The sequence below is a fragment of the Flavobacterium sp. CFS9 genome, from assembly GCF_041154745.1.
GTDB lineage: Bacteria > Bacteroidota > Bacteroidia > Flavobacteriales > Flavobacteriaceae > Flavobacterium.
The window spans coordinates 2,514,251-2,537,223 of record NZ_AP031573.1 but is presented as its reverse complement, the minus strand read 5'-3'; the positions used below and the strand labels follow the sequence as shown (position 1 = coordinate 2,537,223).

Here is a 22,973-nt window from a genome sequence, read left to right as displayed (position 1 = left end):
GGGTTGTATATTTTATTTATGATTCAAAAAAAAGGCTGTCATTTTCAAAAGCGGTTCCAATAACCACTAAATCTGCACCGGCACTATAAGCCTTTTGAATTCCATGCAAATCTACAATTCCTCCACCAACAATTATAGGAATCTCAACATTTTGAGCGATTAGTTCTATCATTTCTAGCGGAACTGCTTTTTTCGCACCGCTGCCCGCCTCCAGATAAATCAATTGATTCCCTAACATTTCTCCTGCCTGAGCCGTTGCCAGCACCAGATCAAAGTTGTCCCTGTCAAGTGGTTTTGTTTTACTTACACGGGCTACGGCAGTTTCATTTCCGCTTTCAATCAGAATATAACCGGTTGAAATTACTTCCAGATTTGTCTTTTTTAAAATTGGAGCCGCCTGTACCTGATACTCTATTAAATAATCGGGATTTCGGCCTGATAATAAAGATAAGAACAAAATCGCGTCTGCCTGAGGTGAAATCTGCGAAGGATCACCTGGAAATATAACAACGGGTAAATTAGTCTCTTGTTTTAATTTTGATATTAAATCTTCTAAAATTGTTGCCTGCACAATACTTCCTCCCACAAAAATATGCGTTGCAGGGGATTGATTTATTTTAAGCAATAAATGATCTAAATTTTCCCAAACAATTTTGTCCGGATCTAATAATATGGCCAGTAATTTTTGTCCATTACTTTTAGCTTCTAAAATTTCCTGCCGTATACTGAGTATTTTTTGTCTCATAGTGGGCGTAAAAGTAAAAGTTTTTTGATGTAGAAGAACTATTTTGAATGAATTATATTTGTGTTATCGTTATACAAAATTATGATTGCAATTGATCTGCTGGAGAAATATGGTGCTTTGAGAAAGTCTTTCGTTAAAAATGAAATCATTTTTGAAGAAAACAATCTGCCGGCGTATTATTATCAAATTGTTTCCGGTGAAGTAAAAATGAGTAATTATAACGATGACGGACGTGAATTTATTCAGGGTATTTTTTACAAAGAGCAGCCTTTTGGAGAACCGCCCTTATTTCTAAATCAAAAATATCCGGCAAATGCCATCACTGTTGAAGATTCGGAAATTCTTCTCCTTGACAGAAATAGTTTCATAATACTGCTGAAAGAAAACCCGGATATCAGTCTTAAAATAATCGAAAATCTGGCGCAGCGGCTGTATTACAAATCAGTTATGGCAGCAGAGATGTCTACTCAGGAACCGGAACATCGTATCTTAAAATTAATCGATCACGGAATTGTCTATTTCAATTTTAAAAAAGACACCAATGGTTACCTCATTAATTTCACAAGACAACAGATTGGAGATCTAACAGGTTTACGCGTTGAAACAGTCATTAGAACCATAAAAACTCTGGAGAAAAAAGGAGCTCTAAAAATTATAAACAGAAAAGTATACCGATAAAATAATTATGATTTTATGATTTAAGTCATAAAATGGAGCCCTGTAGTGCCTGTACCTTTGTAGTATAAAAAACTCAATATCATGACACTATATCAAACAACATTCGAAATTTTCAATAAAAACTACATGGGTTCAGCTGCAATGGCGGTAATTGGTCAAAGCTGTCTGGGAGGAGCGGCAGCAATGTACATTTTGTCACACGGAACTTCTATTGGTCAAATGGTACAATTGGGAATTATTGTTCTGGCTTCTATTTTTGCTAACACTTCAATTCTGGCACAAATGAAACACAAATTGGTTTTTAATCTTATTATTTTAAGTTCGCTTTTAAGTGTTTTATTCATCTTTTTAAATGGTTTTGTACTATGAGAAAACAAATAGAAAACCGGGCAGATGTCAAATTTTTAGTACATCAGTTTTATGCTAAAATAAGAGCCGATAATGAAATCGGCTTTTATTTCAATACTATGATTAAAGATTGGGATGCGCATTTAGAGAAACTTACTGATTTTTGGGAAAGCAACTTATTTGCCGTAAGAAAATACAATGGCAATCCCCTTACTGTACACAATGAAGTCGATTCGCATTTTGAAGGAAGAATCACTTCAAATGAATTCGGAATCTGGCTCAACTATTGGTTTCAGACTTTAGAAGAACATTTTGAAGGCGAAAATGCCGAAACGCTAAAACGACGCGCCCGCAAAATGGGAACTTTTTTGTTTCTGAGTATGTTTGAAAATCGAAAGAAAATAGCGGAAACCAGTGGTGAATAAATTGCTTTTTGTTATTTCTCATTTCCAGTAACAATAGATTTTCCAAACAAAATATCTCCAATCTTTGTCGAGTCACTAGTGGGATTTGCTTCGCCTGTTCGCTATCGCTCGAGTCTCCTTGCGGTCGAAACGACAAGGTTTTGAGAAAACTGAAAACTGGGACTGAAAACTGAGACCGGAGACTAGGACCTACTTATCAAAAGCATACACCAAGGTAAAGTTCTGCCCTGAAGTATTCGATTTAATTTCTTTGTAATACACGTCAAAATCTATTGCGAGATCATTAAAATGAAGACTGGCTTCGGTTTGATTTTTATCTAACAAAAAAGCGTTTACGCTAATATGATCTTTAAAACTGATTCCTTTTTCGTTTCTAATTTTAAAAATAGCTTCTTTCGCTCCCCAAATCACTGTCAGCTCCCTGATATAATCGGGAGTGTTTTCGGTATTTAAATAAGTGTTTTCGGTATCTACAAATTTGTCTGCGATTCGAAGAATTTTTTCGCGTTGCAGTTCCATGTCTATTCCTACTGTTTTATCACTAATGATAATCGCTGCAAAATCATGGGAATGTGTAATCGAGATATGATTTTCGCAATTGAAATAGGGTTTCCCAAATTCATCATAGTGCAAATCCTGATCGGTAAAACCCATTTCCTGAATGAGCATACGGACGCTCAAAAAGGCGCGCTGATGCATTACAGATTTCATCCCGTCCAACCTCAACTGTGTTTTCTCTTTTAAAACTACATTGCTCACTAACTCCTCAAATGATTCTGTTATGTGCCAAACTAAGATTTTAGTCGTTTCGTTGAATTGTATGGTTTGAAATAAAGGCATTCTTTTTTAATTATGAGTTTTTAGTTATGAGTTATGAGTTGTTTTCCTGATTTGAAAACGAAATTTCTTATTTAACCTCTCGTCTTTTAGCCCTGATGGGAACGGCATCCTTTTGCAGTCTTGTTTTTTTTCACGAGACTGCAAAAGATATAGTGGACAGCAGGATTAGCTTCTTATTTCGACTACACTCCATATAACCGCTATAATAATCAACTAATATTCTAAAGATTAAGAAATTAAACATTTCACAATTCTGACAGAAAGTAGTCTAAATTAAAAACCTATTCCGTAAATTTGCAAAAATTTTACAATTACAAATATACTATAAATGAGTACTACAACTACGCCTTTTGTGGCTTTCAAAGTAAAAGACATCTCTCTAGCGGCTTGGGGAAGAAAAGAAATTGAATTGGCTGAAGCTGAAATGCCAGGTTTAATGGCGCTTCGTGCTGAATATAAAGACGAACAGCCTTTGAAAGGTGCTCGTATTGCCGGATGTTTGCACATGACGATTCAAACTGCTGTTTTGATCGAAACTTTAATTGCTCTTGGTGCTGAAGTTACCTGGTCTTCTTGTAACATTTTCTCAACTCAAGATCAGGCTGCTGCTGCTATTGCTGCTGCAGGAATTCAGGTTTATGCATGGAAAGGTCTTGATGAGCAATCATTTGACTGGTGTATTGAGCAAACTTTATTCTTTGGTGAAGACAGAAAACCATTGAACATGATTCTTGATGACGGTGGAGATTTAACAAACATGGTTATTGACCGTTACCCGGAATTAGTTCCTGGAATTAAAGGTTTATCTGAAGAAACTACTACTGGTGTTCACAGACTTTACGAAAGAGTAAAAGCCGGAACTTTACCAATGCCTGCAATTAACATTAACGACTCTGTTACTAAATCTAAATTTGACAACAAATACGGTTGTAAAGAATCTGCTGTTGATGCTGTTCGTCGTGCAACTGACTTAATGTTAGCTGGAAAAAGAGTTGTAGTTTGCGGATATGGTGACGTAGGTAAAGGAACTGCTGCTTCTTTCAGAGGTGCAGGATCTATTGTAACAGTTACTGAAATTGATCCAATTTGTGCTTTACAAGCTGCAATGGACGGTTATGAAGTTAAAAAATTAAACACTGTAATTGCTAATGCTGATATCATCATTACGACTACAGGAAATAAAGATATCGTTCTTGGAGAGCACTTCGAGCAAATGAAAGACAAAACTGTTGTTTGTAACATCGGACACTTCGATAACGAAATCGATATGGCTTGGTTGAACAAGAACCACGGTGCTTCTAAAATCGAAATCAAACCACAAGTTGACAAATATACTATCGCCGGAAAAGACATCATCATTTTGGCTGAAGGTCGTTTAGTAAACTTAGGTTGTGCTACAGGTCACCCAAGTTTTGTAATGAGTAACTCATTTACAAACCAGACTTTGGCTCAAATCGAATTATGGAACAACAGTGCTGCTTACAACAATGACGTTTATATGTTACCAAAACATTTAGATGAAAAAGTAGCTGCTTTACACTTAGCTAAATTAGGAGTTGAACTTGAAGTTCTTCGCGAAGATCAGGCTGCTTATATTGGTGTTGAAGTTAAAGGTCCATTCAAACCGGAATACTACAGATATTAATATTTTAGATTGCAGATTTCTATTTTTTAGATTTCTTCAATTACCTATTAAAACCCGACAGATTTTTAAAATCTGTCGGGTTTTGTTTTTAAAAGCCTTAGATGACAAAAGATCTTTTTATATTTGAACAAAACATTTTCTTAAAAACTGTACTTTTTAAAAAATAAGCCCCTAATTTTAACCACAAATAAGTCTCAGTTTCTCAACTACTTAAACGATGTAATTTTGAAAAAAACACCTTATTTCTTGATCTTATTTTTTTTACTTACGATCTCTCAGATTGGTCTTTCTCAGGAAAAGAAACCTAAAGTCGTTTTAGTATTAAGTGGTGGTGGAGCAAAAGGAATTGCACATATTCCGCTTTTACAAAAACTGGATTCTTTACACATCGTTCCGGATCTTATTGTTGGAAACAGTATGGGGAGCATCATTGGCGGACTATATGCTATGGGATATTCCGGTGATAGTATAGAAAAGTTAACCAAAGAAATCAATTGGGAGAAGCTGCTTGGAGGCGGCCAGTCGTTACGATCTGTTAGCGTCGAGGAAAAAAGAGAATTTCAGCAATATCTGGTTGGAATTGGAATTAAAGATAAAAAACTCAACAGTATTGGCTCGTTGTTAAATGATCAGAATTTAAGAGAATATCTTTCTGAATTAACCTTCCCGGTCTATAATATTAAAGATTTTGACAGTCTGTCGATACCCTTTAGAGCCATGGCTACCGATTTATCAGAAGGGAAAGAAGTCATTTTAAGCAAAGGAAATTTAGCTTATGCCATGAGAGCCAGCATGTCGCTGCCGGCTATTTTCAAACCCATGCCTTATGGACAAACAGTACTGGTAGACGGTGGTGTATTAAACAATTTCCCTACTGATGTTGCTCAACAAATGGGAGCGGATATCATTATCGGAAGTGACGTAGGAGGCGGAATGCAGCCCATTGATAAACTAAACAATTTGATTACTATACTGACTCAAACCAGTATGTTCCCGAGCAATATTAAGAATCCCGCAAACCGAAAGCTCTGTACCGTCTTAATTGATCATATGCCAAACCTGCGTTTTTCTACTGCTGATTTTGGAAAAAGTAATGAAATTTATAAAGACGGTAAAATTGCAACCGAAGGAAATCTTTCTGCTTTAATCGCTTTATCAGAAAAACTGAAAGGATATCCGCAAAGGGTTCACAAATTGCCCGATATGCCTAAAGAGTTTGTTCTTGATACTATTGTTTATAGAAAAATCAGTCCTGAAAATCTGCCATTGGTAATTGGAAGAGCAAATCTTAAAACACAGCAAAAATATACCACAAAAGATCTAACAGCGGGCATTAACAGAGCTATGGGTACTAATCTTTTTGACGAGATTAGCTACAACTATTTTATCAAAGACAAAGATAAATTAGGAATCACATTATTTGGATTCGAACGTGCCAAAAACCAACTTAATACATCGATACATTTCGACACTTACAGAGGAGTTGGGATTATCTTTAACTATACTGCCAGAAACGTTCTTGCAGATGCCTCACGTCTTTTAGTAACTGTCGATATTGCGGAACAGCCAAAAGCAAGAATCAATTTTCAGAAAAATTTTGGAGAAAACAGAGACTGGTGGTGGAAATCGGAGCTTTACGGCTCTTTCCTGAAACAGGAAATTTATATCAACGGAAGGGCCTCGGATAATATCCTTACTAATTCTTTTGAGTTCAATAATGAAATGAATAGAAATCTAAGCTCATTAAAAAGTTATTTCGGCTATGGTTTAAATTATCACTATACCAACTTAAAGCCAAAATACGATAGAGAATACAATCCTAACGAAATCAATATTAACAATTATTTTTTAAATAGCATCGAAGCAAATATACATTTTGTTTACAATGATATGGACAAGGTTTTCTTTGCTGAAAAAGGGACAATCATAAAATCAAATGTAAGTCGTTCATTACTATCGGATATGAGTGTATCCTTTTCCGACCCGGATTTGACAAATGTATCAGGATCAACTAATGGATACACACAATTTGGTTTCAGTTTTGAAAAAAGAGTATTCATCAAAAAGAAAATTACAGGAATCATTGGTTTTGATTCTTACTTTATTTTTCAGGATAGACTTAAAGACAATCAAATCTCATTTACAGACTTCGGTTATACCTCAAAATATTTCTTAGGAGGAGTCCTTCCCAGTCCTGGAAGTAATCGTTTTTGTTTTCCAGGTCTGAATGAGGACGAGCTTAATGTCACACAGTTTATGAGTGCCAAACTAGCTACTCAGATCAATCTTATTGGAAAAGTTTACCTCACCCCACATTTTAATGTCGCAACCGTTGGTTTCGATACTTTTGACAGCTATATTCGTAACGCATTTAAACCAAAAGGAAAATGGGACGCTAATATAGATCCCAGCCTTGTTATCTCAGGCGGAGCTTCAATTTCCTATCAATCCATTTTAGGACCAATACATTTTGATACTTCCTGGATCAACAATATTGATAAAGTAAGACTGTTTTTTAGTGTTGGACTATTATTCAATCCGTAGCACATATCAAATTTGTAAGACACTACCAATATTCAAAAGCAGACCCGACAGGTTTTGGAAAACTGTCGGTTTTTTTTTTTTTGAAACTTCTGAGTAAAATTTGACATTCTTTTTCAAAATCGAATTCTTATATTTACTTAAAATACACTCTAATGAAATACCTCATTATTCTTTCTTTAATCCTCCTAACTAATTACAATACACAGGCACAGAATAATGACCTCTGGATTTCATTTTGGGATAAAGACACTACACATATCGGATTTAAAGATGTAAACGGATCCATTAAGATAGTCCCAAAGTTTATGGGATTCACTTCTGCCCGTAAATTTGATAAAATTATTGCTGTAACGGAAGAGACAAACAACAGCTGGAAAAGTTACTATCTAACTAAAACCGAAAAAATAACGGGACGCGATAGTTTATACATCTTTGATAATGGCCCGGATTGCGAAAATGAAGGTTACATCAGATTTACAGACCGAAAAACCGATAAAACCGGCATGTTTAATAGCCAGGGAAAGATTGTAATTCCTGCCGACTACGATGTTTTGTCAAAAGTCCAAAACGGAATGATCACAGCCTTAAAAGGCGCCTTAAAAAAACAGGATGGTGAACATTTTTTCTGGAGTGGAGGAAAAAGATATCTGATAGACCTTAACAATAAAGTCTTGATTGAAAATTTTACAGACAATACAGATCTTAATTTTTATTCTTTACAAAAATCAAAAGATCCCAATAAAGAAGCGACACGAGACTATTTTATCGGCATCGACGGTCAATATTATTCTTTTACCAATTACGATAAGGAATTTAAGTGGTGGTTAAAAAACAATTTACTTTCTGATTTATCCAAAGAAAATTTAATGAAGATCTCTTTTGATAAAATCACTTACTGGAAAGAACCAAATGGATGGAAAAGTGAGTCAAAGGCAAAATTTATTGAACAGAATTATACTCTTTTAAAATCAAAACTGCAACAACTTAAAGCTTCCGGAACGGATTATTTCATTTCATCAGATGGGCTGAATCCTTTTATCTTTGAAACAAGCGAATATGGTGAGTATTTTAACAACTGTAATGAGCCTAAAGAATGGATGTACCCCGTTAAGAACATTATTATTAATTCAAACAATAAAGCCGATTTCAAACAAGATCATTTTGAATTTTTACGAACCGATAAAGGTTATAAACTGATAAGTGTTTCTGTTGCGAAAGAAGAACTGAAATAACTTAAAGTTTTCAAATCTAAAATCTCTGAAATACCGCTTTATTTTGCAGGTTAATTCTGAAATATATCAATACATTTGCCGCAAAATAAAACTAATTAGCTAAACCCAAAAAATAAAAGCTTAAAATGAAAATACAATTACTTATTACAAGTTTGCTTCTACTTATTACGTCAGTTTCTTTCTCACAAAAAGTATCCGTTAGCGAGATCAATGAAAAAAGATCTACATCTGATAACTCATTTAGCAATGAATGTGAAATTGAACTAAAAATCTGGGGAGATGAAGTACGAAAATACAAATTTGTAAAAATTAGTAAGATCACTAAAGCGGTAGACGATCAAGGTATCGATTTATTAAATGAAGATCAAAAAGATAATGATTTTAGTAAAATAGATCAAACAGCCAAAGTTAAATTAGAGACAAAAATTCCTGCCAGAAAAGCCAAAACTATCAAGGAACTTAGTGGAGAAGTGAGTTTATACAATCCAAATCAGGCCAATGGAAGTGAAATAAAAATTACCAATTATCAAAATAAAACAAACGTAAATCTTCTACCGAATAAATCAGGAATAGAAATTATTTACTTAACAAAAGAATCTTATACAAAATACGTCCAGGAAAACAAGGACAAAAAAGAAGAAGAACTAAAAAAACTTCCTGAAGCTGCAAGGCTATTAGCTCAAGGTCTTTTGGGGGCCTTCGATGGTCTTTTTAGCTCTGGCGACACTGATGATAATCAGGTTTACTTCTATGTAAATGGAGATAAATCTAAATTTGTCAATTTGTATTTCGAAGATACAACCGGAAAAAAAATTGAGCGAAATGGAAGTATGAGCAGTAGCCGCTTGTTTACTTATTATTTTGAAGAAAAACCAAATCCCAATTGGAAATTAGTAATTAACATCGAAAACGATAAATCCATTAAAAAGATTCCTTTTAAACTAGTTGATATTGAATTGCCGTAATTAGAAAAATATTATCTGTTTTCCAGACTATTTGTGAATTCATCTTTTCACGTCAATACAAAGATTAACTTTGTAAAAAAACGTGATATGAAAAACTTTTTCTTTTTAGGCATTGCTATAATCTTTGAAATCATTGCTACTTCAGCCCTAAAAAAGTCTGAAGAATTTACCCGACTAATCCCAAGTATTATTACCATTTTAGGGTATTTTGCCGCTTTCTATTTTTTGAGTTTTGCCATCAGAACCATTCCGGTTGGAATTGCTTATGCGATCTGGTCGGGAGTTGGCATTGTACTAATCACGGTTATCGGCGCTGTTTTCTTCAAACAAATCCCTGATCTGCCAGCGATAATTGGATTAGCACTAATTATGGCAGGTGTTATTGTGATTAATGTTTTTTCTAAAACTACAGCGCATTAAAGTATTTTAAATCAGTCCTTGATACTATCAAATGACATTACAAAAAGATTCATTACCCAATAAATCAACAACTTGACGAATTTCAAAAAAGCAACAATCTCAGACTTAGCAGAAATGCAGCAATTGTACACCGAGACCATACAATCAGTGTGTAAGAACGATTATAATCCAGAACAAATTGAGGTCTGGATTTCGGGTGTGCAAAATACTGAGCGTTGGTTAGAAGTCATTCAAACACAATTTGTTCTACTGGCTATCCTTGAAACTAAAATAGTTGGTTTTGGAACTTTGAAAGACGGAAATTATATTGATTTTTTTTACATCCACAAAGACTATCAAAAACAGGGAATCGCCCATAAGCTTTTAACCGAATTACTGCTAGAAGCTCAAAAACAACATTCAAAAATCATAACCTCAGACATTAGTATTACGGCCAGACCCTTTTTTGAAAAAAACGGTTTTGTTGTAAAAGCTGAACAGATAAACATCAGGTCCGGCGTTGAGCTCATCAATTATAAGATGGAGAAAGCAATTAAATAATTGGTTTCAAGTTTCAGGTTTGAACAGAGCTTGAAACTTGAAACCTGAAACAAAATCAACAAAAAGTTACTTCCGCAAGTTTCGGATTTTATACCAGCGAAAACGTATCGATATTTGCCTTATAAAATGAAACGAAGATGAACACACAGGAAAACATTAATTATAATCGGATTGCTGAAGCGATTGATTATATCAAAGCCAATTTTAAAGCGCAGCCTAATCTTGATGAAGTTGCCGAAAAAGTGCATTTAAGTCCTTTTCACTTTCAACGTTTGTTTACCGAATGGGCAGGCACAAGTCCGAAGAAGTTTTTGCAATACATAAGTGTTGAACATGCCAAGAAGATCCTTCAGGAGGACCGTCAGGCCACTTTGTTTGATGCTGCTTTTGACACCGGTCTTTCAGGAACCAGTCGTTTGCATGACTTGTTTGTAAACATCGAAGGTATGACACCTGCCGAGTATAAAAATGGGGGAAAGAATTTAGAAATTAACTTCAGTTTTGCCGAAAGTCCGTTTGGCAATATCATTGTGGCTTCAACACTCAAAGGCGTTTGCTTTATGGCTTTTGCCGAAAATGAAGAAACGGGTTTTGAAGATTTGAAACATAAATTCCCTAATGCCACATTCTGCAGAAAACTGGATCTGATACAACAAAATGCGCTGTTTATTTTCCAAAATGACTGGAATAAATTGTCCGAAATTAAACTGCATTTAAAAGGTACCGACTTTCAATTGAAAGTTTGGGAAACCCTTCTAAAAATTCCAATGGGACAGCTTTCTACTTATGGTTCTATCGCACAGCAAATTGAGAAGCCAAATGCTTCGCGTGCAGTTGGTACAGCTATCGGAAGCAACCCCGTAGCTTTTTTGATCCCTTGCCACCGTGTCATTCAATCCACGGGAACCTTTGGCGGATATATGTGGGGAAACACTCGTAAAACAGCCATTATTGGGTGGGAAGGCGCGCAGATAAATCCATAAATATCATACTATTTTTTTGCCACGAATTCACGAATTAAACTAATTCTACATTGCAGATTTTTCTAAAATCCAGAAAATAATTCGTGAATTACTTCGTCCGTTCGCTAACGCTCAGATCGTGGCGAAAACAAACCTCAACTTAAAATCATTATGCAAAACATATCTTCAAAAATTGCTTCCCTTCATTGGGACAGCATCACCGAATCTATGCACGAAAACGGGTTTGCCGTTATTCCAAACCTTTTAGACAACGAACAATGTGAAGCTCTAAAAGCCGATTATTCAAAACCTGAATTATACCGAAAGACAGTCGTCATGGAACGCTACCGTTTTGGTTTAGGTGAATACAAATACTTCACTTATCCCTTACCCGATCTGATTCAGAACATTCGTACTTCTATTTATCCTAAACTGGCTCCTATCGCAAACGCCTGGATGAAAGCACTTAATATCCCGACCACTTTTCCAAATACGCATCAGGAATTACTGGAACAATGCCATGCCAATCATCAATTAAAAGCAACTGTTCTGATTTTAAAATACGGTAAAAGCGGTTTCAATACACTGCATCAGGATTTGTATGGAGATATTTATTTTCCAATTCAAATTGTTCTTTTTCTGAACGAACCCGATGAAGATTTTACAGGCGGAGAATTTGTACTGACACAGCAAACCCCACGAGCACAATCCAAAGCTATTGTGCTGAAACCTAAAAAAGGAGACGTTTTAGTTTTTACCACCAATTTCAGACCTGTAAAAGGTACAAAAGGATATTACCGGGTAAATATGAAGCATGGCGTCAGCGAAATACATTCGGGCGAACGACACACCTTGGGGATTATTTTTCATGATGCATTATCCTGAGGTTCTAAGGTACTGAGATTCTAAGGTTCTAAGCCTTTGCAACTTAAAAACTGATATCTTAACAATCAATGCTTTACAATTCCAGATTCAGATTTACAAAAAACACAAAGTCATGAATATTAGCACCTTAGTGCCTCAGCACCTTTACAACTAAAAAACAAATGCTCCTACACTCAAAAATTTCCGATTCGGATTTACGAAGTAAAATTAAAAATGAAGAAATTTGCTTTGGTGGAAACCGAAAACTAAAAATCTACGGAACGCTAAAATGCAAATCCGGAAAAAGAATGAAACGCGAAAACCGGGTTTTCTTTGCAACCGAGGACGAAGCCGAAAAAAACAATTTCCGACCTTGTGGGCATTGCATGAAAACTGAATATCAAAACTGGAAAAATGGACTTATTTAATCCGCATACAGACGAAACAACAAATCTGCTTCCTAAAGACGGGACGGTTAATTATTACGGAAAGTTGTTTTCGAGAGAAGACTCCAATCATTATCTGGAGGTTCTTTTAAATACTATCGAATGGAAAAATGATGAAGCCATTATCTTTGGTAAATTAATTTTAACCAAACGAAAAGTGGCCTGGTATGGCGATTCAGGTTTTGAATATACGTATTCCAATACCACCAAAAAAGCGCTTACATGGACTCCGGAATTACTGGAACTAAAAGCTGTGATAGAAGAAAAAACGGGAGAAACCTTTAATTCCTGTCTGCTCAATTTATATCATTCCGGCGAGGAAGGAATGGCCTGGCACAGTGATGCTGAAAAAGATTTAAAAAAGAACGGTGCTATTGCCTCCGTAAGCTTTGGTGCTGAACGAAAATTTGCCTTCAAACACAAAGAAACCAAAGAAACGATTTCTCTAATTTTAGAACACGGGAGTTTACTGGTTATGAAAGATGCTACCCAAACGAATTGGCTGCATCGTTTGCCTCCCACAAAAACAACTTCAAAACCCAGAGTAAATCTGACGTTCAGAACTATTGTAACCTAACAGTACATTTTCACATCTCACATCTTACTTTTCACATCTTACTTTTTTTTAAAGGCTACATTTTGATAAGAAAGAGTCAAAGCATCTTCAAACATTTCCGGTCTTACTTTTGAAAGCTCTACAACCGTCCAGCCTTGTTTGCCCCATTTATTGGGAACCGGGTAAAAAATCAATTCACTTGAAGCGCAAAAAACCGACTGATCGATTTCGTTCAGTTTTATAACGGCTGTATTGTTCTTTTCATCAAAAGTGGCGAATATTTTTTTGTTGATGCGGAAAGAGGTTTCCGCAAAATGAGGTTCTTCTGTTGCATCTGGAAATGACAGTGCGAGAGTTCTAAATGTTTCAATGGTAACCATATTATGCTCTTGTTATTAGGATTCTAACACTTAAGTCCCGTTTTACCATCCCTGATTCAGTCCGTTTTTAAGGACCTCATTGTACTTAACGGTGTCAAAAGTGTATAAGTTCGGGGCTTTATGTGCCACATTGCTTTTCTTTTCGTCCAGTTTATTCAGAATTCCAATGTTGGTGATTTTACGCAGAAAGTTTCGTCTGTCTAATTTGCGGTCCAAAATCGTTTCATACAGCTTTTGCAGCTGTGGAATTGTAAATTTTTCGGGTAACAAATTATACCCCACAGGCATTAAATTCAACTCGATTCTAAGAGTGTACAAAGCTTTATCCAGAATTTCTCTATGATCCAGGATAAGTTCAGGAACCTCTTTATGATCGATCCACTCTATAATTTCCTGACTGTTTTCTTTTTGCGGAACCGCTTTTAAAAAATCAATCAAGGCATAATATCCAATGGTTATAAAACGCTGAATAAACCATTTTCCGTCTTCTCTGGGAATATTATAGTGATCCAGTACGGCATTCCCAAAATTCGGATCGTTTCGTTTGACACGGCCAAAAGCAGCAAACTGTCTTAAAAAAATACCCTGCATTCCGGTACGTTCCTTTAAAACGGTCACGGCTGCGGTATCAATATCTTCCTCAATGGGTATAAATCCTCCGGGCAGGGACCATTTATCATCAAAAGGAGTTTTAATAAGTAAAACTTTTAGCTGATTGTCATGAAATCCAAAAATGACACAGTCAATTGAAAGTCCGGGCTGGTAGTTTTCGCTATTTTCTATTATCTTTTTTGGCATTTAACGTTTCTTAAATCAGCATGTTGTTCCTAACTGAACTGCAATTTAAGGCATTTTTACAAATCCGAAACATTTTTAGCAAGAAGTGATTTAAACTTCTAAAGGTCATAATTGAGTTTCATCTCTTTAAAGTCAGCAAAAAGGGTTATTTATGAATATTTTTAAAGGTCAAAACCTCCCAGAGTTTGCCGAACGTTTCAAAACAAAAAAGAGGCTGTCACTTTTCGGGCAGCCTCTCTTTAACTAGATTTTTTTTCCTTTATATATTTGTGACCAGAAACTCAGTTCTTCTGTTTTGCTGATGTTCTTTTTTAGAACATTTCACACCGTCAGCACATCTATTGACCAATTGTGTTTCTCCAAATCCTTTTGCAGTTAAACGATCTCCTTTAACTCCTTTCTTAATTAACCAGTTTTTAGTGGATTGCGCTCGTTTTTCTGATAAAATCATATTGTATGAAGCGGATTGCTGGCTATCTGTATGTGAACGAATATCTAAGGTTAATACCGGATACTGATTCATTATTGCAACAATTTTCTTCAATTGAGATTCTGATGATTTTCTGATAGTCGCTTTACCCAAATCAAAGAAATCCAAAGGAATTTGCAGGGCTTTTGCTAAATCTGTTCCCACTCCGATTGGCTTCACCTTTGCCTTGACTTCCACCGACGGAGTTTTGATCATGGCCGTTTTAGCCACTAAAGGCAAAGGTTTTTTATCTAGTGAAATTGGCAAAATCGTTTTTCCGTTTTCTCTCTTAACTGCAAATGGAATTTCTTTTATTTCGTAATCATCCTTTGCTGTCTTTATGGTATATTCTTTACCACATTTTACTTTCAAAAAAACATAATTTCCATTTTGATCCGAAACAACCTGTTGTAGGTTCTGACGGTTTTCATCAAACAAAACTAAAGTTACATTGGAAAGGATTTGTTTTGTTTCAGAGTCTGTAAGGCTACCCGATAATTCCTGTTCGCAAATTAATCTTTTGGTCTCTGTAAATCGGTAAACATCATCTGATCCCTTTCCGCCGTCTCGATTTGAAGAGAAAAATCCTTTTCTGTTTTCACTGTTTATGATAAAAGCAAAATCGTCTTTTTTACTATTTACAGGTTCTCCTACATTTTGTACTTCCTCAAAGGTACCATCGTTTTTTATTTTAGTCACAAAAACATCGAGTCCGCCTAATCCGGGTCTTCCGTCAGTTGAAAAATAAAGTTCCTCTTCTCCTGAAATGAAGGGAAAAGTTTCTCTTCCTTCTGTATTCACCGAAGCTCCCAGATTTTCAGGTTTACCGAAGGTTCCATCATTGTTTATTGCTACTTTAAACAAATCGGATTGTCCTAACGTCCCGGGCATATCTGACGCAAAATAAAGTGTTTTTTCGTCGGTACTTAAGGCCGGATGAGCCACGCTATACTGATCACTGTTAAACGGAAGTTCCTGAATGTTCTTCCACTCTCCATCAATTATAGTAGCTTTATATAGCTTTAATAAAGTAATTTTATTTTCAGCTCTTCCCCTTTTTCCGTCCAAAAAGTTATTTCGGGTAAAATACATGGTCTTTCCGTCTTTTGTAAAAACAGGAGTTGATTCATTGAACATGGTATTTACTTTTTTTTGAAACCGTTTAGGATTTCCCACGCTTCCATCAGACATTAGTTCAGCAGTATAAAGATCCGTAAAAGATTTGTTGGTCCATCTGAAGTTTTTCTTTACCACTGTTCCGGTATCTCTTGCAGAAGTAAATACCAGTTTATTTCCAAAAACAGTGTTTCCATAATCTGAATAATTAGAATTAATTCCGGCATCGGCGATTTCAAATCGTCCTGAATTAGACCTTATTTCATCTAAATATTTTCTGTTGTTTTCAAACAAAACACCTCTTTTATCAGTAGCCGCTTTTTTGTTTAATTTTTCAAGAATTGCATCTGCTTTAGTATAATTTCCGTCTGATTTCAAACATTGAGAGTATCTGTATAAATATTCAGGTTCTTGCTGATCATTCATGGCAAACAATTCGTCGTACCACTTTAATGCTTTTACTGACTCTCCGTTAAAATAATAAGAATTCCCCAGACGCTGGAACATTTTTTCGTCTTTGTAACCTTTATTCGCCTCACTTTCGTAAAGTTTTATCGCTTCACTATAAGCGTATTTTTCATATTGTTCATCCGCATGACTGATGATCTTTTTCTGGGCAAATGTGTTTAAAAAAACAAATATTAATAAAACGGAGTATTGTAGGCTTTTAGTTTTCATAAGGCAGTATTAAAAAAATCTTGGTGATGCTGTTTCACTATAATTATTAAAAAATTCAAAGCGTAAGAAAATCTCGTGAGATCCTGAATTGTATCTTCTTAAACTAGTGGTATCAAAATCGTAACCATAGCCAACATATAAGCCGTCTCTCACCTGAAAACCTGCCATTGCACTAAATGAGGCATTCAAACGATACCCTAGCCCTGCGACAAATTTATTATTGAACATAAAGTTACCGGAAACGTCAACCTGTAGAGGTGCTCCCTCTACCATTTTGGTTAGCAATGCCGGTTTGAATTTGATATAGTAATTCAGATCAAAAACATAACCTGCCATTAAATAATAGCTGATTTTATTCTTAAAAATTGCGATGTCATTATCATTATATCGAGTGGTTTCGATAAAATTCGGAATTGACAATCCAAGATATGCTTTATCAGAATGCCAATAAACTCCCGCTCCAATGTTAGGTGCAATTTTATTGTTGAAATTCTGAAACTGCAAATCTCCCTGATTTTCTGGATTCAATTTGTTTATATCCAGATTAAAAACATTCGCTGAAGCTTTTATTCCAAAAGAAAGCTTAAAGGTTTCTGAAGTTGGAACACTATAGGACAAATCGGCTGATAGCGTATTCTCATTGGTAGGGCCAATTTTATCGCTTACCAAAGAAACCCCCAATCCTAAATTACTGTTTTTCAATGGTGTATTTATTGATAAAGTACTTGTTTTGGGTGCTCCCTCCAGTCCAATCCATTGGGTTCGGTACAACCCAAAAACGCTTAATACGCCCCTGGATCCTGCATAAGCCGGGTTTATTGCGACAGTATTGTACATATATTGTGTGTACTGTGCGTCTTGCTGTGCAAACCCAATCGTGGAATAAATTAAAAAAAATAAAACTAATTTTCTCATATTCTTTTCTTTAAAAAAAGGGCTCAGCTTTGTCTCACTAAGCCCTTTTTTGTTTAATTTTTACTTACTGATATATACGTATCCTGCTTTTTCATGAGTTTGAGACTGGCTATCACGGTATTTTAAAACATAAAAATAGGTTCCTGGCAATTCTCCAGATCCTCCTCTGAAAACACGATCTTCATTATTGTAGCGCTCACATTCAAATATCAACCTGCCCCAACGATTGTAGATTTCTACCTTATTATCCGGAAAACATTCCAGCCCATGGATATAGAAACGATCGTTCTGGGAGTCCCCATTTGGAGAAAAGGCATTGGATACCTTAATCTCGCAGCCATCGACCTCTATTTTAACTGTACCTGTACCACAATTTGTAGGATTACCCACTTCGCAGATCTGATATTCTACCGTATAACTCCCTCCAGGTGTGTTCGGAGGAACTGTAACCGTTCCGTCAGGGTTCAGGATAAAACCTAGTGGCACTTTTGTACCAGTAAGGGTTACTTCTCCCGGATTTGTTCCGATTACTGCAGGCAGGCCGTTTACTTTAACATATGATATGACTGAAGGCGTAGTGCCTCCTGTATCTCCAATAGTAAAAGTGGACGTTTGAGTTGAGATTTCTATTTTTGAAACTTCAACCACCACTATTTTAGCGGTAGAGGTATTACAATTTGTAGGGTTGATCACTTCGCATACCTGATATTCTACCGTATAACTTCCTACCGGTGTCTTTGGAGGAACTGTAACTCTTCCATTAGGATTTAATGTAAATCCCGGCGGCACTTTTGTACCCGTAAGAATTACCTCTCCCGGTTTTGTTCCAATTACTGCAGGCAGACCGTTTACTTTAACATTTGATACGACTGAAGGCGTAGTTCCTCCTGTAGCCCCAATAGTAAAGATGAGCGTTTGATCTGAGATTTCTATTTTTGAAGTTTCAACCACTATTGTAGCGGTAGAGGTACTACAACTTTTAGGGTTGCTGCCTACTTCGCATACCTGATATTCTACCGTATAACTTCCTGCCGGGGTGTTCGGTGGAACTGTAACTCCTCCATCAGGGTTCAGTGTAAAACCTGGCGGCACTTTTGTACCCGTAAGCGTTACCTCTCCCGGTTTTGTTCCGATTACTGCAGGCAGACCGTTTACTTTAACATTTGATACAACTGAAGGCGTAGTGCCTCCTGTAGCCCCAATAGTAAACGTTTGAGTCGGGCTTTCTATTTTTGAAGCTTCAACCACTACTGTAGCGGTAGAGGCACTACAATTTGCAGGGTTGGTGCTCATTTCGCATACCTGATATTCTACCGTATAACTTCCTAATGGTGTGTTCGGAGGAACTGTAACTCTTCCATCAGAATTTAGTGTAAAACCTGGCGGCACTTTTGTGCCCGTAAGCATTACCTCTCCCGGTTTTGTTCCAATTACTGCAGGCAGACCGTTTACTTTAACATTTGATACAACTGAAGGCGTAGTGCCTCCTGCAGCCCCAATAGTAAACGTTTGAGTCGGGCTTTCTATTTTTGAAGCTTCAACCACTATTGTAACGGTAGAGGCACTACAATTTGTAGGGTTGCTGCTCACTTCGCATACCTGATATTCTACCGTATAACTTCCTATCGCTGTGTTCGGAGGAACTGTAACTCTTCCGTCGGGGTTTAGTGTAAAACCTGGCGGTAATTTTATACCCGTAATAGTTACTTCTCCCGGGTTTGTTCCGACTACTGCAGGCAGACCGTTTACTTTAACATTTGATACAACTGAAGGCGTAGTTCCTCCTGTAGCCCCACTAGTAAAGGTTTGATTAGGGCTTTCTATTTTTGAAGCTTCAACCACTACTGTAACGGTAGAGGTACTGCAATTTGGAAGATGTAAAGGATCACAAATCGTATAATCAAATGTATAGGTTCCTAATAGAGTATGCGGATTTACACTTACTTTACCCGTTGCAGTGTCAAAATTTATTCCTGACGGCAATGTACTGGCCAAAGTAATATTTACCTTATCTGCTGTAGCTGCAAGACAATTCAGTAAATCATTATCTAAAACATTTACCACAATACCTCCTACAGCCCCATTTACAGGAGATCCATAATCATTGGCCGATTTTATCGAGGTGGCCGTAGTAACCGCAGACACCTTCTGTTCACAAGTAGAGACATTACCGTTAATATCAGTGGCTGTCCAGGTTACTATCGTAACTCCTACCGGAAATACAGGCGGTGCATTATTAGTTACGGATGCGACCCCGCAATTATCTGTAACCGTTGGTGGAATCAGGACAATTTTAGTCGTGGTACATAAACCAATCTCTGCGTCAGTTGTCAAATCTTCCGAACAGTTTATAACCGGTTTTTCATTATCGGTAACAGTAATGGTCTGCTCACAGGATAACGAAATTTCACAAGTAGAGACATTACCGTTAATATCAGTGGCTGTCCAGGTTACTATCGTAACTCCTACCGGAAATACAGGCGGTGCATTATTAGTTACGGATGCGACCCCGCAATTATCTGTAACCGTTGGTGGAATCAGGACAATTTTAGTCGTGGTACATAAACCAATCTCTGCGTCAGTTGTCAAATCTTCCGAACAGTTTATAACCGGTTTTTCATTATCGGTAACAGTAATGGTCTGCTCACAGGATAACGAAATATTTCCGGAAGCATCTGTAGCGGTCCATGTAATAGCTGTCTTTCCTGTCGGATAAGCAGCCGTTAAGTCCAAAGCATCTGAACGAACTCCGTTATAGGTAAAAGTAGTCGAACAGTTATCGGTAGCCGTTGGGTTTACAATGGTAACGTTTGTGCTGCATTTTCCTGTATCGGCAGTTTTTTCAATGTTAGCCGGGATGACTATGATTGGTTTTTCTTTATCTATAATGGTAATAGTCTGTGCACAAGGTGCCGAAACATTTCCATAAGCATCTGTGGTAGTCCATGTAATGGTGGTCATCCCTATTGGATAAGCAGCAGTTAATGCCAAAGCATCAGAACGAACCCCTGCAAAAGTAAAAGCAGTCGAACAGTTATCCGTAGCCGTTGGGTTTGTAAGAGTAATGCTTGCACCGCATGTTCCTGCATCGGTAGCTTGTGTAATGTTTACAGGACAAATCACCACCGGTTTTTCATTATCGGTAATGGTAATGGTCTGTGTACAGGATGCCGAAACATTTCCTGAAGCATCTGTGGCAGTCCATGTAATGGTGGTCATCCCTATTGGATAAGTAGCAGTTAATGCCAAAGCATCAGAACGAACCCCTGCAAAAGTAAAAGCAGTCGAACAGTTATCAGTAGCCGTTGGCTTTGTAATCGTAATCTTTGCGCCGCATGTTCCTGCATCGGCAGTTTGTGTAATGTCTGCAGAACAGGTTATAACCGGTTTTTCGTTATCGATAATGGTAATAGTCTGTATACAGGATGCCGAAACATTCCCCGAAGCATCTGTAGCCGTCCATGTAATGGTTGTCGTTCCTGTCGGATAAATATCGTTTAAGGCCAAAGCATCAGAACGAACCCCGTTGAAAGTAAAAGTAGTCGGACAAATATCGGTAGCCGTTGGGTTTGTAATCGTAACGTTTGCGCCGCATGTTCCTGCATCGGCAGTTTGTGTAATGTTAGCCGGACAGTTTATAACCGGTTTGGTATTATCAGTAATGGTAATGGTCTGTATACTGGGTAACGAAATATTTCCCGAAGCGTCTGTAGCCGTCCATGTAATGGTTGTCGTCCCTGTCGGATAAGCATCGTTTAAGGCCAAAGCATCAGAACGAATTCCGGTATAGGTAATTGTAGCAGGACAGTTATCGGTAGTCGTTGGGTTTATAATCGTAACACTTGCATTACATTTTCCCGGATCTGTAACCTGAGTAATGTTGACAGAACTTATAACAGGCTTTTCGGTATCAGTAACCGTAATGGTCTGCGTACACGGTTCCGAAATATTTCCTGAAGCATCTTTGGCAGTCCATGTAATAGTCGTTATACCTGTAGGGTAAGCATCGGTTAATGTCAAAGCATCCGAACGAACCCCTGTGAAAACAAAAGCGGTCGAACAGTTATCCGTAGCCGTTGGTTTTACAATAGTAATGCTTGCACCGCATTTTCCTGTATCCGCAGCTTGATTAATATCTGCAGGACAAGTTATAATCGGTTTTTCGGTATCGGTAACATCCACAGTGATTGCATCAGAAGTCTGCTCACAGGAAGTAGTACCATTAATAGCCCTTACTTTATATTTTCCATTGGCTGTTACCACAAGTGTTGCCTTAGTCTGCCCGTTGATAATCGAATTGTCTTTGTACCAAACAAATCTTGGAGAAGGAACATCGGTAACTGCCGTTAAGGTAGTTTTTAAACAATCTTTTGACGTTCCGGAAATAGTGACAACAGGTTTAGGATTTACGATAATGTTTAGATCGGATAAACCGCTTCTGCACCCTGAACTGCTAACCTGTTCTATTTGATATCTTGTAGTACTAAACAAAACCGGGGTAGTATAAGTTAATCCTGTATGAAGTAAAATCCCGCCTGAGTCATACCAATAAACGTTAAAATTCTCTTTAACAGTGGCCGTAAGTGTTGTCGAATTTCCCGCACACACCACCTTGTCAGCATCTCTGATTGACGGCACCCCTACAACAGCAGTAAAATTTATCGCATCTAATAAATTACCTGCACTTCCATCATTATTTACTCCTGCAGCCGAAACACTCTCGAAAATAAACCTTGTAGTATTCTGGTAAACGGGTATTTGATACGTTCCGGTATACACCTTCCAGGCTTGTCCTGTCGAAAATCTGCCTACTTCGGTATAAGGGCCTCCGGGAGGACCTGCTTTTAACACCATAACATCAGTACCAAATCTTCCCCTGTGTGCAAACGAGTAAGTAAACATATTAGCACTACTAGTATCATAATCCTGGTATAATCCCGCTGGAATAGTAGCATTAAGTTCGGCATGATGTGTTCCTTCAAACGCTGGAATAGTATTATCACCGTATCCTGTGTTGCTCCAAACTTCTATCAGTCCATCCGGAGCTGTCGTTTTCCATCCAGGAAACGTACTTTGATTCAGTAGCCCACCACTCCCCCCAGGTAACTCAAACCCTGAATTTATGGTATTTACGGTACATTGACTGTGCACCATATAAGGAAGCACAAGCAGTGCTACTCTCAACAAAAAAGAATAACCTCTGTATTCTTTATAAAATAAATTGAGAAAATCGCGTATTTTAAAACTGGTATTTTGCATATTTTGCTATTTTTTTAATTAAGAACCCAAATTTGGATTGTGGTAAAAATGTTTTGAAGCCACAATCTTTGTCCAAGGGAACAGCTACTGTTTTGAATGAAATTAAAAATTATAATAAAGTATAAATGCTATCTTTAGTTGGTTCTCC

General features: G+C 37.0%; 20 protein-coding genes. 13 read left to right on the top strand and 7 right to left on the bottom strand.

The genetic code is table 11. The annotated features are described in order from the left end of the window. Positions 1-16: 16 nt before the first annotated feature. Complete coding sequence (locus ACAM30_RS11010; protein ID WP_369618536.1) at positions 17-745, bottom strand: geranylgeranylglyceryl/heptaprenylglyceryl phosphate synthase; 729 nt, start codon at positions 743-745, stop codon at positions 17-19. A gap of 81 nt (positions 746-826) precedes the next feature. Between ACAM30_RS11010 and ACAM30_RS11005 the strand changes: the two genes are divergently transcribed. The 3 genes from ACAM30_RS11005 to ACAM30_RS10995 all read left to right on the top strand — a co-directional run bounded on the left by ACAM30_RS11005 (position 827) and on the right by ACAM30_RS10995 (position 2,196). Beyond that, positions 827-1,423: a Crp/Fnr family transcriptional regulator gene (locus tag ACAM30_RS11005; RefSeq protein WP_369618535.1), complete on the top strand. Its 597-nt coding sequence runs from the start codon at positions 827-829 to the stop codon at positions 1,421-1,423. 81 nt (positions 1,424-1,504) lie between these two features. Then, a complete protein-coding gene (locus tag ACAM30_RS11000) occupies positions 1,505-1,792 on the top strand; it encodes a hypothetical protein (RefSeq protein WP_369618534.1) in 288 nt (95 codons plus the stop codon). Next, positions 1,789-2,196 (top strand): group III truncated hemoglobin, encoded by a 408-nt coding sequence (locus tag ACAM30_RS10995; RefSeq protein ID WP_369618533.1) that lies wholly within the window; start codon positions 1,789-1,791, stop codon positions 2,194-2,196. Before ACAM30_RS11000 ends, ACAM30_RS10995 begins: the two co-directional genes overlap by 4 nt. A gap of 189 nt (positions 2,197-2,385) precedes the next feature. On the opposite strand, the gene ACAM30_RS10990 is transcribed toward ACAM30_RS10995, so the two are convergent. Further along, positions 2,386-3,036 (bottom strand): 4'-phosphopantetheinyl transferase superfamily protein, encoded by a 651-nt coding sequence (locus tag ACAM30_RS10990; RefSeq protein WP_369618532.1) that lies wholly within the window; start codon positions 3,034-3,036, stop codon positions 2,386-2,388. A 328-nt stretch (positions 3,037-3,364) separates the two neighbouring features. Here ACAM30_RS10990 and ahcY point away from each other — a divergent pair, with 328 nt between their 5' ends. The 10 genes from ahcY to ACAM30_RS10940 all read left to right on the top strand — a co-directional run bounded on the left by ahcY (position 3,365) and on the right by ACAM30_RS10940 (position 13,231). Continuing rightward, on the top strand, positions 3,365-4,681 hold the full coding sequence (ahcY, locus tag ACAM30_RS10985; RefSeq protein WP_369618531.1) for an adenosylhomocysteinase: 1,317 nt from the start codon (positions 3,365-3,367) through the stop codon (positions 4,679-4,681). Positions 4,682-4,906: 225 nt separating this feature from the next. Next, positions 4,907-7,225: a patatin-like phospholipase family protein gene (locus tag ACAM30_RS10980; protein WP_369618530.1), complete on the top strand. Its 2,319-nt coding sequence runs from the start codon at positions 4,907-4,909 to the stop codon at positions 7,223-7,225. 152 nt (positions 7,226-7,377) lie between these two features. Further along, positions 7,378-8,457, top strand: a complete 1,080-nt coding sequence (locus ACAM30_RS10975) for a hypothetical protein (protein ID WP_369618529.1) — start codon at positions 7,378-7,380, stop codon at positions 8,455-8,457. Positions 8,458-8,582: 125 nt separating this feature from the next. Then, positions 8,583-9,422: a hypothetical protein gene (locus ACAM30_RS10970; protein WP_369618528.1), complete on the top strand. Its 840-nt coding sequence runs from the start codon at positions 8,583-8,585 to the stop codon at positions 9,420-9,422. Positions 9,423-9,509: 87 nt separating this feature from the next. Next, the gene (locus tag ACAM30_RS10965; RefSeq protein ID WP_369618527.1) at positions 9,510-9,842 is read left to right on the top strand and encodes a multidrug efflux SMR transporter; all 333 of its coding nucleotides are present in this window, start codon (positions 9,510-9,512) and stop codon (positions 9,840-9,842) included. A gap of 72 nt (positions 9,843-9,914) precedes the next feature. Beyond that, positions 9,915-10,382 (top strand): GNAT family N-acetyltransferase, encoded by a 468-nt coding sequence (locus ACAM30_RS10960; RefSeq protein WP_369618526.1) that lies wholly within the window; start codon positions 9,915-9,917, stop codon positions 10,380-10,382. A gap of 137 nt (positions 10,383-10,519) precedes the next feature. After that, complete coding sequence (locus ACAM30_RS10955) at positions 10,520-11,365, top strand: methylated-DNA--[protein]-cysteine S-methyltransferase (RefSeq protein WP_369618525.1); 846 nt, start codon at positions 10,520-10,522, stop codon at positions 11,363-11,365. 150 nt (positions 11,366-11,515) lie between these two features. Further along, on the top strand, positions 11,516-12,229 hold the full coding sequence (locus tag ACAM30_RS10950) for a 2OG-Fe(II) oxygenase (protein ID WP_369618524.1): 714 nt from the start codon (positions 11,516-11,518) through the stop codon (positions 12,227-12,229). A gap of 161 nt (positions 12,230-12,390) precedes the next feature. Beyond that, positions 12,391-12,636 carry an Ada metal-binding domain-containing protein gene (locus ACAM30_RS10945; protein ID WP_369618523.1) on the top strand — a complete coding sequence of 82 codons (246 nt, stop codon included), beginning with the start codon at positions 12,391-12,393 and terminating at the stop codon, positions 12,634-12,636. After that, positions 12,623-13,231 carry an alpha-ketoglutarate-dependent dioxygenase AlkB gene (locus ACAM30_RS10940; protein WP_369618522.1) on the top strand — a complete coding sequence of 203 codons (609 nt, stop codon included), beginning with the start codon at positions 12,623-12,625 and terminating at the stop codon, positions 13,229-13,231. The genes ACAM30_RS10945 and ACAM30_RS10940 overlap by 14 nt, the downstream gene beginning before the upstream one ends. A 38-nt stretch (positions 13,232-13,269) precedes the next feature. Here ACAM30_RS10940 and ACAM30_RS10935 read toward each other — a convergent pair whose 3' ends face one another. The 5 genes from ACAM30_RS10935 to ACAM30_RS10915 form a co-directional block, all read right to left on the bottom strand. Continuing rightward, positions 13,270-13,590, bottom strand: coding sequence for an MmcQ/YjbR family DNA-binding protein (locus tag ACAM30_RS10935; RefSeq protein ID WP_369618521.1), 321 nt, complete (start codon positions 13,588-13,590; stop codon positions 13,270-13,272). Between the two features lie 42 nt (positions 13,591-13,632). Further along, the gene (locus tag ACAM30_RS10930) at positions 13,633-14,388 is read right to left on the bottom strand and encodes an NUDIX domain-containing protein (RefSeq protein WP_369618520.1); all 756 of its coding nucleotides are present in this window, start codon (positions 14,386-14,388) and stop codon (positions 13,633-13,635) included. 259 nt (positions 14,389-14,647) lie between these two features. Continuing rightward, positions 14,648-16,651 (bottom strand): OmpA family protein, encoded by a 2,004-nt coding sequence (locus tag ACAM30_RS10925; protein ID WP_369618519.1) that lies wholly within the window; start codon positions 16,649-16,651, stop codon positions 14,648-14,650. A gap of 9 nt (positions 16,652-16,660) precedes the next feature. Continuing rightward, positions 16,661-17,566 (bottom strand): type IX secretion system membrane protein PorP/SprF, encoded by a 906-nt coding sequence (locus ACAM30_RS10920; protein WP_369618518.1) that lies wholly within the window; start codon positions 17,564-17,566, stop codon positions 16,661-16,663. Between the two features lie 60 nt (positions 17,567-17,626). Next, entirely contained in the window at positions 17,627-22,825 is a 5,199-nt protein-coding gene (locus ACAM30_RS10915) for an HYR domain-containing protein (protein ID WP_369618517.1), read from the bottom strand. Between the last annotated feature and the right edge of the window lie 148 nt (positions 22,826-22,973).

Excerpts from the sequence above, each read along its gene's own strand:
- ACAM30_RS11010 (WP_369618536.1), bottom strand. The coding sequence starts at position 745 with ATGAGACAAAAAATACTCAGTATACGGCAGGAAATTTTAGAAGCTAAA.
- ACAM30_RS11005 (WP_369618535.1), top strand. The coding sequence starts at position 827 with ATGATTGCAATTGATCTGCTGGAGAAATATGGTGCTTTGAGAAAGTCT.
- ACAM30_RS11000 (WP_369618534.1), top strand. The coding sequence starts at position 1,505 with ATGACACTATATCAAACAACATTCGAAATTTTCAATAAAAACTACATG.
- ACAM30_RS10995 (WP_369618533.1), top strand. The coding sequence starts at position 1,789 with ATGAGAAAACAAATAGAAAACCGGGCAGATGTCAAATTTTTAGTACAT.
- ACAM30_RS10990 (WP_369618532.1), bottom strand. The coding sequence starts at position 3,036 with ATGCCTTTATTTCAAACCATACAATTCAACGAAACGACTAAAATCTTA.
- ahcY (WP_369618531.1), top strand. The coding sequence starts at position 3,365 with ATGAGTACTACAACTACGCCTTTTGTGGCTTTCAAAGTAAAAGACATC.
- ACAM30_RS10975 (WP_369618529.1), top strand. The coding sequence starts at position 7,378 with ATGAAATACCTCATTATTCTTTCTTTAATCCTCCTAACTAATTACAAT.
- ACAM30_RS10970 (WP_369618528.1), top strand. The coding sequence starts at position 8,583 with ATGAAAATACAATTACTTATTACAAGTTTGCTTCTACTTATTACGTCA.
- ACAM30_RS10965 (WP_369618527.1), top strand. The coding sequence starts at position 9,510 with ATGAAAAACTTTTTCTTTTTAGGCATTGCTATAATCTTTGAAATCATT.
- ACAM30_RS10955 (WP_369618525.1), top strand. The coding sequence starts at position 10,520 with ATGAACACACAGGAAAACATTAATTATAATCGGATTGCTGAAGCGATT.
- ACAM30_RS10950 (WP_369618524.1), top strand. The coding sequence starts at position 11,516 with ATGCAAAACATATCTTCAAAAATTGCTTCCCTTCATTGGGACAGCATC.
- ACAM30_RS10945 (WP_369618523.1), top strand. The coding sequence starts at position 12,391 with ATGCTCCTACACTCAAAAATTTCCGATTCGGATTTACGAAGTAAAATT.
- ACAM30_RS10940 (WP_369618522.1), top strand. The coding sequence starts at position 12,623 with ATGGACTTATTTAATCCGCATACAGACGAAACAACAAATCTGCTTCCT.
- ACAM30_RS10935 (WP_369618521.1), bottom strand. The coding sequence starts at position 13,590 with ATGGTTACCATTGAAACATTTAGAACTCTCGCACTGTCATTTCCAGAT.
- ACAM30_RS10930 (WP_369618520.1), bottom strand. The coding sequence starts at position 14,388 with ATGCCAAAAAAGATAATAGAAAATAGCGAAAACTACCAGCCCGGACTT.
- ACAM30_RS10925 (WP_369618519.1), bottom strand. The coding sequence starts at position 16,651 with ATGAAAACTAAAAGCCTACAATACTCCGTTTTATTAATATTTGTTTTT.
- ACAM30_RS10920 (WP_369618518.1), bottom strand. The coding sequence starts at position 17,566 with ATGAGAAAATTAGTTTTATTTTTTTTAATTTATTCCACGATTGGGTTT.
- ACAM30_RS10915 (WP_369618517.1), bottom strand. The coding sequence starts at position 22,825 with ATGCAAAATACCAGTTTTAAAATACGCGATTTTCTCAATTTATTTTAT.